Origin of the sequence: Nocardioides cavernae (assembly GCF_013410035.1) — a bacterium.
In the GTDB taxonomy this organism is placed as follows: domain Bacteria; phylum Actinomycetota; class Actinomycetes; order Propionibacteriales; family Nocardioidaceae; genus Nocardioides; species Nocardioides cavernae_A.
This window is the reverse complement of the sequence record NZ_JACCBW010000002.1, coordinates 233938-249125: the sequence shown is the minus strand read 5'-3', so window position 1 is coordinate 249125 and position 15188 is coordinate 233938. Positions and strand designations below refer to the sequence as shown.

The 15188-nt window shown below is 73.5% G+C and carries 14 protein-coding genes; 6 read left to right on the top strand and 8 right to left on the bottom strand.

Going from position 1 to position 15188, the window contains the following annotated elements:
- Positions 1 to 65 precede the first annotated feature (65 nt).
- The gene (locus F4692_RS08720; RefSeq protein WP_179619293.1) at positions 66 to 1493 is read left to right on the top strand and encodes a M28 family metallopeptidase; all 1428 of its coding nucleotides are present in this window, start codon (positions 66 to 68) and stop codon (positions 1491 to 1493) included.
- 131 nt (positions 1494 to 1624) lie between these two features.
- Here the strand turns inward: F4692_RS08720 and F4692_RS08715 are convergent, their stop codons facing one another.
- A complete protein-coding gene (locus F4692_RS08715) occupies positions 1625 to 1915 on the bottom strand; it encodes a GIY-YIG nuclease family protein (protein WP_308645223.1) in 291 nt (96 codons plus the stop codon).
- 209 nt (positions 1916 to 2124) lie between these two features.
- Positions 2125 to 4065, bottom strand: coding sequence for a M3 family metallopeptidase (locus tag F4692_RS08710; RefSeq protein WP_308645222.1), 1941 nt, complete (start codon positions 4063 to 4065; stop codon positions 2125 to 2127).
- 101 nt (positions 4066 to 4166) lie between these two features.
- Here F4692_RS08710 and F4692_RS08705 point away from each other — a divergent pair, with 101 nt between their 5' ends.
- On the top strand, positions 4167 to 5399 hold the full coding sequence (locus F4692_RS08705) for an MFS transporter (RefSeq protein WP_179619292.1): 1233 nt from the start codon (positions 4167 to 4169) through the stop codon (positions 5397 to 5399).
- Here F4692_RS08705 and F4692_RS08700 read toward each other — a convergent pair.
- On the bottom strand, positions 5380 to 5910 hold the full coding sequence (locus F4692_RS08700; RefSeq protein ID WP_179619291.1) for a hypothetical protein: 531 nt from the start codon (positions 5908 to 5910) through the stop codon (positions 5380 to 5382). The genes F4692_RS08705 and F4692_RS08700 overlap by 20 nt on opposite strands.
- A gap of 126 nt (positions 5911 to 6036) precedes the next feature.
- Here F4692_RS08700 and F4692_RS08695 point away from each other — a divergent pair, with 126 nt between their 5' ends.
- The 4 genes from F4692_RS08695 to F4692_RS08680 all read left to right on the top strand — a co-directional run bounded on the left by F4692_RS08695 (position 6037) and on the right by F4692_RS08680 (position 8787).
- Complete coding sequence (locus tag F4692_RS08695; protein ID WP_179619290.1) at positions 6037 to 6831, top strand: nucleoside/nucleotide kinase family protein; 795 nt, start codon at positions 6037 to 6039, stop codon at positions 6829 to 6831.
- A 4-nt stretch (positions 6832 to 6835) separates the two neighbouring features.
- Positions 6836 to 7339: a DUF1648 domain-containing protein gene (locus F4692_RS08690; protein WP_179619289.1), complete on the top strand. Its 504-nt coding sequence runs from the start codon at positions 6836 to 6838 to the stop codon at positions 7337 to 7339.
- Between the two features lie 129 nt (positions 7340 to 7468).
- A complete protein-coding gene (locus F4692_RS08685; protein WP_179619288.1) occupies positions 7469 to 7768 on the top strand; it encodes a hypothetical protein in 300 nt (99 codons plus the stop codon).
- A complete protein-coding gene (locus F4692_RS08680) occupies positions 7765 to 8787 on the top strand; it encodes a hypothetical protein (protein ID WP_179619287.1) in 1023 nt (340 codons plus the stop codon). The genes F4692_RS08685 and F4692_RS08680 overlap by 4 nt, the downstream gene beginning before the upstream one ends.
- Here the strand turns inward: F4692_RS08680 and F4692_RS21770 are convergent.
- The 5 genes from F4692_RS21770 to F4692_RS08655 all read right to left on the bottom strand — a co-directional run bounded on the left by F4692_RS21770 (position 8784) and on the right by F4692_RS08655 (position 14932).
- Positions 8784 to 9686 carry a sucrase ferredoxin gene (locus tag F4692_RS21770; RefSeq protein WP_179619286.1) on the bottom strand — a complete coding sequence of 301 codons (903 nt, stop codon included), beginning with the start codon at positions 9684 to 9686 and terminating at the stop codon, positions 8784 to 8786. The genes F4692_RS08680 and F4692_RS21770 overlap by 4 nt on opposite strands.
- Before the next feature lie 7 nt (positions 9687 to 9693).
- The gene (locus F4692_RS08670; protein ID WP_308645221.1) at positions 9694 to 10752 is read right to left on the bottom strand and encodes a JmjC domain-containing protein; all 1059 of its coding nucleotides are present in this window, start codon (positions 10750 to 10752) and stop codon (positions 9694 to 9696) included.
- A 62-nt stretch (positions 10753 to 10814) separates the two neighbouring features.
- The gene (locus tag F4692_RS08665) at positions 10815 to 11069 is read right to left on the bottom strand and encodes a hypothetical protein (protein ID WP_179619285.1); all 255 of its coding nucleotides are present in this window, start codon (positions 11067 to 11069) and stop codon (positions 10815 to 10817) included.
- A gap of 97 nt (positions 11070 to 11166) precedes the next feature.
- On the bottom strand, positions 11167 to 11925 hold the full coding sequence (locus tag F4692_RS08660; protein ID WP_179619284.1) for a sucrase ferredoxin: 759 nt from the start codon (positions 11923 to 11925) through the stop codon (positions 11167 to 11169).
- Positions 11926 to 12013: 88 nt separating this feature from the next.
- Positions 12014 to 14932: a helix-turn-helix transcriptional regulator gene (locus F4692_RS08655; RefSeq protein WP_179619283.1), complete on the bottom strand. Its 2919-nt coding sequence runs from the start codon at positions 14930 to 14932 to the stop codon at positions 12014 to 12016.
- Positions 14933 to 15188: the final 256 nt, after the last annotated feature.

Sequence of the window (15188 nt, the reverse complement as noted above, 5' to 3'; positions counted from 1 at the left end):
TCCTGAGGGGGCGGGGCGGCTCTGCTGCCCCGTCCCCTCACCCATTCCACCTCTCGGGAGAAGACATGCGCTCATTCCGTACGCCCGCCCTGTCCGCCGTCGCGGCCGGCGCCCTCGTCGCGGGTGCCCTCGTCGCCGTCGGCACCGCGCCCGCCGCCGCGGCGCCCTCGCCGGACCTCAGCATCACCAACGTCACCGCGCACCTGCAGCAGCTCCAGTCGATCGCCACCGCCAACGGCGGCAACCGCGCGACCGGCAGGCCGGGCTACAAGGCCTCGCTCGACTGGGTGAAGGCCAAGCTCGACGCCGCCGGCTACACCACGCAGGTCCAGCAGTTCTCGACGTCCTCGGGGACGTCGTACAACCTCGTCGCCGACTGGCCCGGCGGCGACGCGGAGCACGTGGTGATGACGGGTGCCCACCTCGACAGCGTCTCGGCCGGGCCCGGCATCAACGACAACGGCACCGGCTCCGCGGCGATCCTCGAGGCCGCGCTCGCCTGGGCGGCGAGCGGGAACACCGCGAAGAACCACCTGCGGTTCGCGTGGTGGGGTGCGGAGGAGCAGGGGCTGCTCGGCTCCAACCACTACATGCGCAACCTGTCGACGGCCGACAAGGACCGCATCGACCTCTACATGAACTACGACATGGTCGGCTCGCCCAACCCGGGCTACTTCGTCTACGACGACAACCCGGTGGGCAACGGGGCGCGCGACGCGATGACGGCGTACTACACGTCCAAGGGCATCCCGTGGGAGTACATCGACGTGCAGGGCCGCTCGGACCACGCGTCGTTCCGCAGCTACGGCATCGCGACGACCGGCATGTACTCCGGCGGTGAGACCACGAAGACCTCCGCCCAGGCGTCGAAGTGGGGCGGGACGGCCGGGCAGGCGTTCGACCCCTGCTACCACCGCTCCTGCGACACGATCTCCAACATCAACACCACGGCGCTGGACCGCAACCTCGACATGATCGGCCACATGGTCTGGCTCTACGCCGACAAGGACTTCGGCACCACGCTGCCGCCGACGGGCACCAACCTGCTCGCCAACCCCGGTTTCGAGTCCGGCGCGACGGGCTGGGGCGGCACGTCCGGCCCGATCACCAGCAACAGCAGCCGCCCGGCACGCACGGGTACGTGGAAGGCGTGGCTCGGCGGCAACGGGAGCACGTCGTCGGAGAACGTCTCGCAGCAGGTCACCATCCCGGCGAACGCCACCGCCGCCTCGCTCGGCTACTGGATCCGCACCGACACCGCCGAGTCCGGGTCGACGGCGTACGACACCCTGAAGGTGCAGGTCGTCAGCGGTGGCACGGCGACCACGCTGAAGACCTTCAGCAACGTCGGGACCAGCGCGACCTACACGCAGTTCAGCCACAGCCTGCTGGCCTACCGCGGGAAGACCGTGACCGTCCGCTTCCTGATGAACGAGGACGCGTCGCTGCAGACGAGCTTCGTGCTCGACGACGCCTCGGTCACCACCTCGTAGGAGGACCCCCAGGTGGGTCTCGATACACCTCGCTCGTCCCTCGCTCGGCACTCGACCACCAACATTGGCCCAGGTGGTCGAGTAGCCGGCGAGCGCCAGCGAGCCGGCATATCGAGACCCACTCCTACCGCCTACCTGTCGGTGAAGTCCTTCTTCGCCAGCGCAGGCAGGCCCTCGTAATCCCCGGCGATGAGCGCCAGCCTCTTGGCGCGGCTCCAGTTCTGGACCTGCTTCTCGCGGGCGAACGCCTGGGACGGCTTCTCGTACTCCTCGTGCCAGACCAGCTCGACCGGTCTGCGGTTCCTCGTGTGGTCCGCGCCCATCCCGATCTGGTGCTGGTGCACGCGGGCCTCCAGCAACCGGGGGCTGCCGACGTAGAGCGAGCCGTCGGCACAGCGCAGCATGTAGACGTAAGCGGTCACCTGTCGAGAGTCACAGACCGGGCCTGCTCGGGGACAGGCGCGTCGCGCGATCTGTGGACAGGTCTCGATACACCTCGCTCGTCCCTCGCTCGGCACTCGACCACCTACACCCGAGGCCGGGTCTCGATACACCTCGCTCGTCCCTCGCTCGGCACTCGACCACCTGCACCGAGCCTCGCTCGGCACTCGACCACCTACGAGGGGGCGGACTACTCGGCGAGCCAGGCAGCCCAGCTGTCGAAGGAGTAGGGCCGGCCCAGGAAGTCGGCGACGAGGTCGGCGGCGTCCTTGCGGCCGCCCATCGCCAGCACCTTGTCGCGGTAGGCGTGGGCCACGTCGGGGGCGAAGAGGTCGTCGTCGTCGAAGGCGGAGAAGAGGTCCTTGGCGATGACGAGCGACCACATGTAGGTGTAGTAGCCCGAGGAGTAGCCGTCGAGGTGGCCGAAGGCGCAGTGCATGTGCGCGCCCTCGAGCGGCGGGAACACCGAGTAGCGACGCTGCAGCTCGTCGCCGTAGGCGGTGAGGTCGTCGTGCGGGCCGGCGTGGAACCAGTAGGACCGCGCGGCGTACGACATCTGCTGGACGGCGTAGAGGCCCTTGCCGAAGTGGTCGGCGCGGCGCATCGCCGCCACCAGGTCGGCCGGGATCGTCTCGCCGGCGGCGCTGCGGGCGAACGTGGCGAGCACGTCGGCGTCCCACGCCCACTCCTCGAGCATCTGGCTGGGCGCCTCGACGAAGTCCCACTCGGTCGCGACCCCGGAGAAGCGGGCCCAGTCGCCCTGCCCGGCGAGGACGTGGTGGACGAGGTGCCCGAACTCGTGGAAGAGGGTGACGACCTCGTCGTGCTCCATCAGGCCGCGGTTGAAGTTGCAGACCAGCACGCCCTCGGGCAGCTGGCGGCCCGCGATCCCCTTGACCATGTCGAACTGGGCGGCGTGCTTGAACTTGCCCTCGCGCGGGTGGAGGTCGAGGTGGATCCGGCCGATCCGGGTGCCGCCGAGGCCGACGTCGTAGCTGGCGACCTCGTCGTGCCAGGTGCGGGCCTCGTCGGCCGGCACCGGGGTCCACTCCAGCCCGAAGAGCCGGCCGGTGACGTCGAGGAGGCCCTGGCGGACCTGCTCGAACGGGAAGTAGGTGCGTACGACCTGGCCGTCGACGTCGTACTGCTCGCGCCGGACCAGCTCTCCGTAGTAGCGCGAGTCGTAGGTCATCACCGCGTCGGCGTCGGGCACGTCGGCCCGCTTGCGCTCGAGCAGCACCGCGACCTCCTCGCCCGCGCGCTCCTTGGCGGCGTCGCCGACACGGTCGATGAAGTCGGCGACGGCCTGGCCGCTGCCGATCATCTTGACCTCGGTGTCGTAGTCGGGCCACGAGTCGTAGCCGAGCAGCTCCGCGGTCTCGCGGCGCACGGCCAGGAGGTCCTGGAGGACCTGGTCGTTGGCGGGCCAGGCGACGTTGTTGGCGGCCAGCGACAGCTCGCGGCGGGCGTCGCCGTCGGAGCCGAAGGTCACGAACGGCACCAGGTCGGGGTAGTCGGTGGTGAGGGTGACCAGCCCGTCGTCGTCGGCCGGGTGGGCGGCGCGGTAGTCCTCGGGCAGGCCGGCCAGGCGCTCGGGCGCGATGCGGATGGACCGCACGTCGTCGCGGATGTGGCGGCCGAAGTCCTGCGACAGCTTCACCCCCTGCTCGCTGAGCTCGCGCAGCCGGTCGCGGGTGGCCTCGTCGCGGTCGACGCCGGAGCGGCGGAAGTCGCGCAGGGTGTGGTCGAGCACGCGACGCGCGTCGTCGTCGAGCCCGGCCGGGTCGAGGCCGTCGAGGGCGGCGAACAGGTCGCGGTCGAGGCCCAGCTCGGTGACGTACTTCTGCACGTCCTGGCTCAGCTCGTCGGCGCGGTCGCGGACGGCGGCGTCGGGGTGGACCTCGGCCCACAGGGCGACGGACTCGGCGTTGGCGATCGCGGTCTCCGCCCTGTTCCAGGCGTCGAGGACGACCGGGGCGTCGGAGGAGCCGGCCTTGACCAGCCCGACCTGCCGCTGCGCCTCTGCGAGCTCGGCCTCGCAGCGCTCGGCCACCCAGGACAGCCAGTCACCTCCCCCGGGGAGGTCGATCGGGGCGAGCGGGGCGTCGGTCGTGCGCAGTTCGGGAGCCACGCGGCGAGCCTACGGGTGCGGTGCGACGGTCTCCACCGGGTTCGGATCCACCACGGGGGTACGGCCCCGGTGGCCCCGGAGACCGCGCGTAGCGTGTGCGGGTGAGCACCTCGGGGGACGCCGCGTTCCGCTTCCGCGACATCGCGCTGGTGGCGTACGGCCCCTCGATCGTCTCCGCGATCGGCCACGGCGCCATCCTCCCGGTGCTCGCGATCCGGGCACGTGAGCTGGGCGCCGACGTCAGCGTCGCAGCCGCGATCGTCGCGCTCCTCGGCATCGGCCAGCTCGTCGCGAGCCTGCCGTCGGGTGCCCTGATCGCGCGGATCGGGGAGCGGCGTGCCCTGGTGGCCGCGGGCCTCCTCGACGCCTGCGCGATGGTCTTCGCCGCACTGACCGACTCGGTCGTCGGCCTCGCGGTGGGCGTCCTGCTGAGCGGCACCTGCTGGACCCTCTTCCTCATCGCCCGGCAGGGGTTCATGATCGACGTCGTCCCGGTGACCCACCGGGCGCGAGGGATGTCGTTCCTCGGCGGCTCCTACCGGATCGGCGTGCTCGTCGGGCCGCTGGTCGGCGCCGGGATCATCCAGCTCTCCGGGATCTCCAGCGTCTTCTGGCTCGGTGCCGCGATGTCGGTCGCGGCGGCCCTGCTCGCGGGGCTGATGCCCGACCTCGGCGAGCAACGGCGCGCGGAGGCGCGGGTGACCGGCCACGTCTCCGTCTGGACGGTCATCCGGGACCACCGGCGCGTCCTCGCCACGCTGGGCAGCGCCGTGGTGATCCTCGGGATGAGCCGTTCGTTGCGGCTGAGCCTGCTGCCGCTGTGGGCCGACCACGTCGGCCTGTCGGCGTCGACGACGTCGTTGATCTTCGCCGGAGCAGCGGCGCTCGACGTCGCCCTGATGTGGCCGGGCGGCTGGCTGATGGACACCCGCGGCCGGATGCACGTGGCGGTGCCCGTCGTCGCGTCGATGGCCGTGTCCTGCCTGCTCCTGCCGCTGGCCACCGCCGCGTGGTCGGTCGCGCTGGTGATGGCGCTGATCGCGGCCGGGAACGGTCTGGGCGCCGGCATCGTGATGACCCTCGGCGCCGACGCCGCACCGACCGCGGGCCGCTCGCAGTTCCTCGGCGCGTGGCGGCTGTGCGGCGACATCGGCAACACCGGCGGCCCGGTGCTGGTCAGCGCCGTCGCCGCGGTCGCCCCGCTCGCGACCGCGTGCCTCGTCGTGGGGCTCCTCGCGCTGGCCGGGACCGGCTGGGTCGGCTACTGGACCCACCGCGTCGACGTCGCGCGTACGCGCTCGCAGGACGCGGCGCTCAGCCCACGGTCACCGTGACCTCGTTGGAGACGGCGTCGGAGTCGGTGTCGACCACGCGGAACTTGTTGGGACCGGTGCGGGCGGTCAGCACGTAGGTGGAGAAGGTGCCGCCGCTCACCGACATCGTGACCGGGAAGTCGGTCCAGGACTCGTTCTCCATGCGCTGCACCTGCAGGATCGCCCCCTCGCCGCCCCGGTAGGTGCCGGTCAGGGTGATCTGCTGCATCGGCGAGACCGACTCCTGGGCGGTGGTCAGCGCGATGCCGTCGGCGGGGGCCTCGCTCGTCGTCTCGCTGCCGGGCGTGGTCTCGACCGGGTCGAGGGTCGCGCTCTCGCTGCTGGTCTCGCTGGGCTTCGGCAGGTTGAACGTCGCCGACGCACCGCTGTCGTCGCGGGCGGCAGTCGTCTCACCGATGCCGGTGGCCTTCACGCCCACGAGAACGGCGAGGCCACCCAGCAGGCCGATGGCCACGGCGACGCCGACCAGGGCGATGAGCCCGGTCAGGACGGGGCGGTTCTCGGTGTCCATGTCGGTGGGAGCTGGCCTCTCGCGCGGGATCAGGGGTCCTCGCCATTGTCCAAGATGGGTGGTGGCCTGGCCAACCCGGACACCGGCCGGCGCGGCACACGACCCGCCGTCGGGGAGGATGGGCGCATGCAGTCACCGTTGCGGCACGGCCGGGCAGCCCTCGGCACGACCATCGCCGGGGGTGCGCTCGCCGCGCTCTCCCAGGCCCCCGAACGCGCCTCGCGCCTGCTCCGGCACCGCTACCCGACCGTCGCGGTGACCGGCATGACGGGTGTCGGCAAGACCCGGCTGGCCGACCGGCTGTCGCGGCGCGCGAGCTCCCAGACGTCCGAGCAGGCCGGCCAGGAGGTCGGCTCCGCGGTGATGGAGAGGCGTACGCGCCGTGCCGCCCGGCTGCGCGGCTACCGCTTCCGGGTGGTCCCGGGCGAGAACGCGGCGACCCGCCTCGGGGCGCTCGACGAGGTCTTCCACGACGACCCCGTCGACGGCGTGCTGCACGTGGTCGCCCACGGGTACGCCACCCCGCGCCGCACCGGCGGCACCACCGGCGCCGCGCTCGCCACCCGCGAGGAGCAGCTCGCCGCGGAGCTCGAGGACTGGGCGATCACCGCCCACCGCATCGCCAGCATGGCCGTACGCCGGGAGCGACCCACCTGGCTGGTCGTCGCGGTGACGAAGGCCGACCTCTTCGCCGACGACGTGGACGCGGCCGTGCGCTACTACTCCCCGGGCAGCGGCTCGCCGTTCGGCGACAAGCTCGACGAGCTGCGCGCCCTGGCGGGCGGCGCCAAGCTGTCCATCGACGTCCTCCCGGTCTGCGCACAGGGTGGCGACAAGCGCTCGGCCATGCCGGAGAAGGCCGCGACCGAGCTGCTCAACCGCCTCGAGCTGCGCCTGGCGCAGCTCAGCGGACACGTCTGAGCCCGTGCGTCCGGGACGCCTCGCGCTCGTCACCGTGTCGACGGCGTACGCCGTGGCGCTGGTGTGGGCCGCCGCCGTGCTGCCCGCGCGAGTGCCGTCGCACCTCGACGCCGCAGGACGCGTCGACGACTGGTCCTCGCGCACCTCGCTGCTGGTCGGCATGGGGCTCGTCGGCCTGCTCGTGCTCGCGGGCATCCCGCTGCTGGGTCGTGCCGCGACCCGCGGCGACGGCACGCTCCTCAACATGCCGCGGGCGACGAAGGACTACTGGCTCGCACCCGAGCGCAGGGCCGAGTTCCGGGTGCGCTTCCACGACGACCTCGACGGCTTCTCGGCCCTCACGGGCGCGCTCCTCCTCGCGGTCGTGGTGCTGATGACGTGGGTCGGCACCTCCGGGCGCGCCGACCTCCCGGGAGCTGTCATCCCCGCCCTCGTCGGGGCGTACGTCCTGGCGACCGTGGCGTGGACGGTCCGGCTGCTCCGGGCGTACCGCCCGCCGGCCGGCTGAGGCCGCGACACCGTCCCCGAGACCCGTCGCCCACCCCCACGGAGGTGCTGGTCCAGACCTCCGGGACGCGGTCGTTCACAACTTCACGACTTGTGGTTTCGCCCCCGTTCATCGGGGCATGAGGTCGCCATGAGGCCGATCGCGATCAACCAGCGGGCGCTGCGGGGCGCCAAGGAGGAGCTCGACTCCGCCCGCGAGGACCTGAAGGCCGCCCTCGGCGACGTCGACCACCCCGCCGACGACTTCCCCTGGCGCGACCTCATGGTCGAGGGGGTGCGCAGCCTCGTGGAGGACGCCGAGCAGGTCGCGAAGCGCTGCCGCTCCATCGCGAGCGCGATCGACGACTCCATCATCGACTTCGACGAGCTCGACGTCATGGTCGGCGAGGCCGCCACCTTCGCCGCCAAGCTCGACCAGGTGAAGCCATGACCCGCATCGCCGTCGACCGCATCGAGACCCAGCAGGACGCGCTCCAGTTCGGCGACCCCATCGGGTGCCACTACCACTGGGCCGAGCCCGACAAGGTCGACGCCTACGGCGACTCCGTGCGCCGGCTCGCCGCCAAGGTCGAGCTCGCCGTCGACGGCTTCGAGCGCACGTCGACGCTGTCGGAGGACGTCTTCGCGGGCGAGGCCGCCGACACGCTGCGCGACCGGGCCGCCAAGCGCCACGAGGAGTCGGCCGGCGTCCGCGACAACCTGCGCGGTCTCGGTCGCGCCATCAACGCCTACAGCGACGTGCTCCGCCGGCACCGTGAGGGCCTCGAGCAGCTGCGCGCGTTCGCGGAGAGCAAGGGCCTCGAGGTGCGGGACAACCGCATCTGGCCGCCCGTCGAGACCCTCCCCGGGGGCGCCACGCAGAAGCAGGCCGACGCGTGGGAGTCGGACTGGAAGGCCTACCAGGCGTGCTTCGAGGCCAAGATCGAGTTGCGTGACGCACGGCGGGCCGGCACCCGGGAGCTGATCAAGGCGCTCGGCGAGTACGCCGGGGTCCACCCCGACAAGGACCGGGCGAAGCTCGTCGCGGCCAACGCCAACCAGGTGACGTTCGGCGAGCTGCGCCGCGAGGCCGCCGAGGAGGCGCTGGAGGCCGTCCAGGCCAACGACGCCGCCGAGGCCGCCCGCTCGACGGTCGAGGCGCTCAAGCGGCGCGAGCAGTCGGCGCTCGACAGCCTCGAGCGGCTCGTGATCGCCGAGGCCCCGCCGGAGGAGATCCAGGCGCAGGCCGCCAAGGTCCAGGCGTTGCACCGCGAGCTGGTCGACGCCCGGGTCGAGGCCCGCGACGCCGAGGCGGTCGCGGAGCGTGAGCAGGCCCAGGCCAACCGCGCGGCGCGCAACCTCGAGGCGGCCGAGCAGGGCCGCCCCCGGCTCGTCGCCGAGACGGTGGCCTGGCAGCCCGCGCCCGACAAGGACTTCGAGCCGGCCGACCTCAAGGACCGTCTGGGCTAGGAGCCGGCCCGCACCTCGACCACCTCGTGCCGCGGTGCGGCGCCCTCGCGACGCGCCGAGCAGGTCAGCAGGTGCGAGCCCTCGCCCGGCACCCGGCGCACGACGACGTCCAGCAGTCCCTGTCCGCGGACCTCAAAGCGGGTGGTGGTGAGCTCGCCGTCGCTGCGGACCGTCGTCGCCTGCACGTCGTCGAGGCCGACCAAGGCGTGCTCGCGGCGCAGCGCCACGTCGGCGGCCTGAGCGGCCATCGGCAGGTCGGACCTGCCGCGGAGGTGGTCGAGCAGGACCTCCCCCGCGTGCGTCGCGTCGGCGACCGCCCGGGCGGACCCCGGCTCGAGCGCCCCGTAGTAGAGGCCGCGCGGCAGCACGACCAGGTTGCCGGCGAAGCGGTCGCCCCCGACGTGGGACACCTCCCACACCGCATCGGCGTGGGGTCCGTCCGCCAGGGCGAGCGCGACGGGCCTGCCGAGCTCGGCGCAGCAGGCGTCGTGGCGCCCGTGGGTGCACACGGCGAGCAGCGGTGCGTCGACGCGCTCGAGGCCGAGGGACCTGCCGGCGCCCAGCGCAGCGAGGTCGAGCCCGGTGACGTCGTCGATCCGGTCGAGCACCGTCGTCTCGAGCCAGGAGTCCGCGCCCGCCGCCCGCGCGGCGAAGACCCGCGTGCCCTGCCCGGGCGTACGCCGCCCCGGCCGTCGCGTGAGCAGCACCCGCACGCGGTGGCGGCGGGCGTCCTCGGCGAGCCGCGCGCCGAGGCCGTCAGGGAGGCGGGCGTCACGGAGCGCCTCGGCACCCCACGGCCCCGGGTGCTCCACGAGGAGGTAGCTGCGGACCGTCGAGGCCGTGCCGGCGAGCTCGTCGCCGCGTTCCCGGCTCGCGACCGCGCACCTGAAGTCCGTCACGTCCGGGTCACCGCGCGACCTCGAGCAGTCCCTCCCGGACCAGTCGCCGGGCCAGCACGAGGGCGCTGCCCTCGTCGAGGGACGGCAGGTCGCCCGGCGTCAGCTCGTGGTGGGCCGCGACGTGCTCCAGCGCGGGGCGTACGCGCGCCGGGACGCGCAGCACCCGGTCGCCGAGCAGCACCCGCACCACGTCACCATCGTCGACCAGGACGCAGGGGTGGCCGCGGCGGCGCCGCAGCCGGGTGCCGGCGTCGATCCCGGAGGTGAGGGCGTCGCGGTCGAGCAGCGCACCCGCCATCCGCGGCGGTCGTCCGCTGAGGAAGCCCTCGGCCTGCGCCGACGCGAGCGAGGCGGAGTCGAGACGGCCGACCTGCCCCGCGAGGGACGCGAGGTGCTCGCCGAGACCCTTGGCGAGCCGGGCCGGGTCGTCGAGGTAGCCCGCCGGCAGGTGCTCGTCGGGGACCTCCGCGAGGAGCCGGCCCACCTCGCGGCTGACGAGGCTCCGCCAGGTGAGCTGGTTGATGCCGATCGTGAGGTGCAGGGAGACGGACTCCTGGGCGCGCGCGGCGTGGGGGGTCCCGGTGGGGAGGTAGGCCACCACCCCCGGCTCGAGCAGCAGGTCGCCCGGGCCGCCCTCGCCGTGGACCTCCCACATCTTGGTGCCGTGGGTCTGCATCACGAAGACGTCGTGGGAGTCGGAGTGGACCGCGAAGCCCTGGGCGCCGGGCGGGGTGAGGTAGGCGTTGGCCTGGCAGGGGTGGCCGAGCTCCATCTCGAGCTCGGCGACGAGGTCGCCCACCGGCGACCAGTAGCGCTGCAGCCCCTGGAGCACGATGGTGGCACCGTCGTCGAGCAGCCCCATCAGCCTCACCGGGTCCACCAGGCCGGTCAGCGGCCGGCCGGCCAGGCTGCCGCCCCGGGTGAACGACGACTCCGGCAGCACCGAGCCGTTGCGGGCCACGCGCACGGCGGGCGTACGGATCGCGGTCTCGGTCAGCAGGTGGTCGACGTCGGCCAGCGACAGGACCTCGGCCCCGTAGCCGGGGTCGGTGCGGTGGACGTGCACGCGCGACGCCCAGACCTTCTCGACGAAGGTCTGGGCGTCACCGGTGAGCCGGTCGAGTGCGCTCAGGACGCGTCCGTGCCGTCGGCGTCGGTGGAGTCGCCGTCCGAGGCGTCGGTCGAGTCGCCGTCGCTGCCGTCGGCGTCCGCGCCGTCTGCGTCGGTGGAGTCGCCGTCCGAGGCGTCGGTCGAGTCGCCGTCGGCGCCGTCGGCGTCAGCACCGTCGGCGTCGGTGCCCGGGCCGGCCGCGACACCGGTCGGGTCCACGCCCTCGGTGGTCATCTCGTCGTCGCCGAGAGGGCTGTCAGGAGTCGTCGTCATGGTTCCTCCTAGAGGTGCCGCGACGGACGGTCCGCCCCGGGTTCGTCATCGAGTCTGCTGGGTCCACCCTGACGCTCCCACACCCGTGGGGGCGTGGTCACCCTCCGGCTCGCACCTCGTAGCGGGTCGTGGCCTTGACCTTGTCGTCACCGCACGACTGGCGGCGCGGCGGGCCCGGCACGGCGACGACCTCGTCGGCCGGGTCGCCGCCGGAGAGGACGTGCAGCTCGCGGGCCTGCTCGACCCCGGACCGGCCGGCCCGTCCGCGCGCGTGCTCGAGCGGCACCTCGCCCCGCGCCACCGCCTGGCAGGCCGCGAGCGCGGTCGAGGTGTCGAGCCGCCCGAGGGTGAGACCGCTGGGGAGGGCGAGGAGGGTGGACGCGAAACGGTGCCCGCCGAGGTGGGTCGTCTCCCACGTGCCCTCCGGCCACTCCTGGGCTAGGAGCCCCGCGGCGGGGCGGCCCAGCTCGGCGCAGCACAGGTCACGCTTGCCGTTGGTGCACACCAGCCAGAGGGGGCCGTCGTACGCCGGGAGCGTGGCGACGTCGAGGTCGAGGAGGTCCTCCGGCCGGTCGAGCACCGTGCCGCGCACCCCGAAGCCGTCGGCGGTGGCGCCCGCGTGGAGGACGCGCGTCCCGGGACCGGCGCTGCCGTCGTACCTCCGGAGCAGGAGGACCTTCAGGTCGAGCGAGGCCAGGTGACCGCGCACGGCGTCGGGGAGCCGGTTGTCGTCGAGCGCGTCGCGACCCCACGGACCCGGGCACTCGACCAGGAGGATCTCGGGGTCGGTCGGCGCGGTGCCGGCCATCGGCTCGTCGTCGTCGAGGCTCGCCAGCGAGCACCGGAAGTCAGGCATGGGTGCAGTGTGTCCGAGGTGCCCCAGCCTGCCGGAGGGCGCGTCGACGCATCACGTCAGGCGGGCACGAGCGAGCTCAGGAGCAAGGTCACAGCAGTCCTCTCCTGCGCGCCACGGCGGCGGCCTCGGTGCGCGAGGCGGCATCGAGCTTGGCGAGGATGTTGGAGACGTGCACCGACACCGTCTTGGTGCTGATGAAGAGCTGCTTGCCGATCTCGCCGTTGGAGCGGCCCTCGGCGACCAGCGCGAGGATCTCGCCCTCGCGCGGCGTCAGCGCCACCGTGTCGGTCGCAGGCGCCGGGCCCGGTGCCGCGCCCTGTGCGGTGAGCTCGTCGAGCAGCGCCTGCGACCGGAGCTCGTGGGCGGCCGCGCGGGCGAGGTCGCCCACCTCGCGGGCGCCCGCGGCGTCGCCGACGGCCCGCAGCACGCCGGCGAGGCGGACCCGGGCCTGGCCGATCTCCGGCACGGACCCGTAGGCGACGGCCGTCTCCTCGGCGGTCCGCCAGGCCGCCACCAGCTCGTCGGCCGACGGAGGGTCGACCTGCGCCAACCACCGCCACCGCAGGTGCTCGGCTGAGCGGCGGGCGACCCACATGCGGTACTCCGGACCGTGGCTGTCGTCGTAGGGGGCGTAGAAGTCGATGACGCGACCGCCGTCGGCGACCAGACGCTCGACGTCACCCGCGAGGGACGCCCGCTCCTCGGCCGACTGCTGTGGCGCGGCCGCCGCGAGGGCGGCGACCGTCAGCGTCGAGAGCCGGAGCCGGGCCTGGAACCACTCGTGCCACAGCGGGACGACGGTCTCCACCAGCTCGGCGTAGGTGGTGAGCGCGGCGCGGGCGTCCCGGTCGGCGCCGGCGCGCAGCAGCGTCGCGGTCGCGGCGGTGATGGCGGTCAGGCCGTCGGTGCTCCAGTAGTCGCGCAGCCGCTCGAGGGCGTGCTCCTTGTGCTGGCCGCGGATGCCGATCGTGATGAGCATCTGGTGGGCGAAGTAGAGCCACTCGTAGACCATGGGCGGGTTCTGGCCGCTGACGTCGAGCAGCTCCCACGCCTCGTCGAGCAGGCCCTGGTGGGTGAGCGCGACGGCCATCAGGAGGCGGGCCTCCGCGGGGTAGGGCGACCAGGTGAGGCCGCCGGTCTCGCTCCGCTCGAGGACCTCGCGGTAGACCGCGATCGCACCGTCGAGGTCGCCCTCGTCGTGGTGCAGCCGGCCGAGGAGGTAGAGCGCACGGAGCTCCGGCTCGATCAGGCCCGCCCGCCGCGCGCGCTCGGCGGCCGCCCGCCACCCGGCGCTGGCACTCGAACCACCGGCCGGGTCGAGCCCGGCCACCGTGGCGTGCAGCTCGACGGCCAGGGCGGTGAGGTCGTGCCGCTCGGCGAGCTCGAGGGCGTGCACGGCGATGGCGCGCGCCTCGTCCTCGTGCCACCCGTTCAGGCTCTGCGCCTGGACCAGCAGCGCGCGGACGAGCAGCTTGGGCGGGGCGTTGTGCAGCAGGCCCACGGCCTCGGCGGCGATCTCGCGCGGGGAGTCGGTGGTGTCGGTGAGCATCAGGGCGGAGGCGAGCGCGGTGAGCAGCTGGCCGCGGTCGGTGGCGGCGGCGTCGGCCGGCAGCGCGGCCAGGCGGGCGCGCAGCACCTTGGCGGCCTTGAGAACCCGACCGGACGCGACCAGCGCCTCGGCGCACCGGCGGGCGAGGGCGACGGTGTCGATCTCGGCGACGGGGACGCGCGCGGTGTCGATGAGCTCGAGCGCGTCGAGGAAGTGGGTCGCCGCCTCCGCCGGACCGCCGACGGCGAGCGCCTCCTCCCCTGCCTCGATGGAGGCCCGCACGGCGACGGGCCGGTCGTCGGCCCGGCGGGCGTGCTGGGCGAGCTCGGCTGCGGTGCCGACGGCGCGACCCTCGCCGAGGGCGGAGACGAAGTCGGCGTGCAGCCGCATCCGCTCGCCGGGCAGCCGGTCGTCGTAGACCGCCTCGCCGAGCAGCGCGTGGCGGAAGGCGTACGTCCCACCGCGCGAGGCGACGAGCACATGGGACTCGACCGCGGTGCGCAGCGCCGCCTCGAGCTCGGAGGAGCCGAGGTCGCTGACGGCCGCCAATAGCTCGTGGCTCACCTGGCGGCCGGCGACCGAGACGAGCCGGACGACCTCACGGGTCGTGTCGTCGAGGCGGTCGAGGTGCACCAGCAGCACGTCGGCGAGCTCGCCGGGGACCTGGCCGGAGCCGGCGGCACCGACGAGCTCCTCGATGAAGAAGGGGTTGCCCTCGGCCCGGTCGACGATGGAGACGTACTCCGCCTCGGACATCGTGGAGGGGTGCAGCGCGCGGACGAGGAGGCGTACGGCCTCGTCGGCGAGGGGCTCGAGCTGCAGCCGGTCGACGCCGCGCAGCCGGGACCACTCCGCGACCTGCCGACGCAGCGGGTGGCGGCGGTGGAGGTCGTCGGCGCGGTAGGACACCGCGAGCGAGACGCCGGGAACGGGGCGGGAGAAGAGGAAGCTGAGCATGTCGCGGGTGGACTCGTCGGCCCAGTGGGCGTCCTCGACGATGAGGAGCAGCGGCGCCTGCGCGGCGACGGCGGAGAGGAGGTCGCCGAACGCGTCGTAGACGTTGCCGCGGTCGAGGGCCTGGTCGCCCGACACGGTCTCGCTGCTGCGGATGCGCCGGCCCGGCTGGAGGCGCGCGAGCGTGGGGTGCTGGTCGAGGACGCGGTTGGCGACGTCGGCGCGGTCGCTCATCAGCCGGCCGAGCACCTCGGAGAAGGGGAGGTAGGGCAGGGAGCTGTCGGCGAGGTCGAGGCAGTGCCCGGCGACGACCTGCCAGCCGGCCTCGAGGGCCACGTCGCGCAGGGCGAGGAGGACGCGCGTCTTGCCGACCCCCGCGTCGCCGGCGACGAGCATCGCCCGGGCGGTCTGGCCGTCCCCGGACGTGCGAATGCCGAGCTGGGCGGTGAGTTGCTCCAGCTCGGCATCGCGTCCGATGAGATCGGTGGTCCGCAGGGCCGGCACGGACGACATTGTGTCGTGCCGATCCGACAACGGCGGGTCGATCGCGGTGTGGGTCACTTCTGGGTGTCGGTCGCGCGGACGCGGGTCCAGCGACGCTGGCCGTAGTCCTTGCGGATGCGCTCCTGCCGGTAGGCGAGCTCGGCTCCCAGGAAGTTGTCGGTGGTGAACATGTGCTTCTCCTCTTCTCGTCGGCCCCGATCGGCGCCGTGGGAAGAGAGTCCGTCCGTGAGGTAGGCCCGGGCATCGGGCGCGTGCC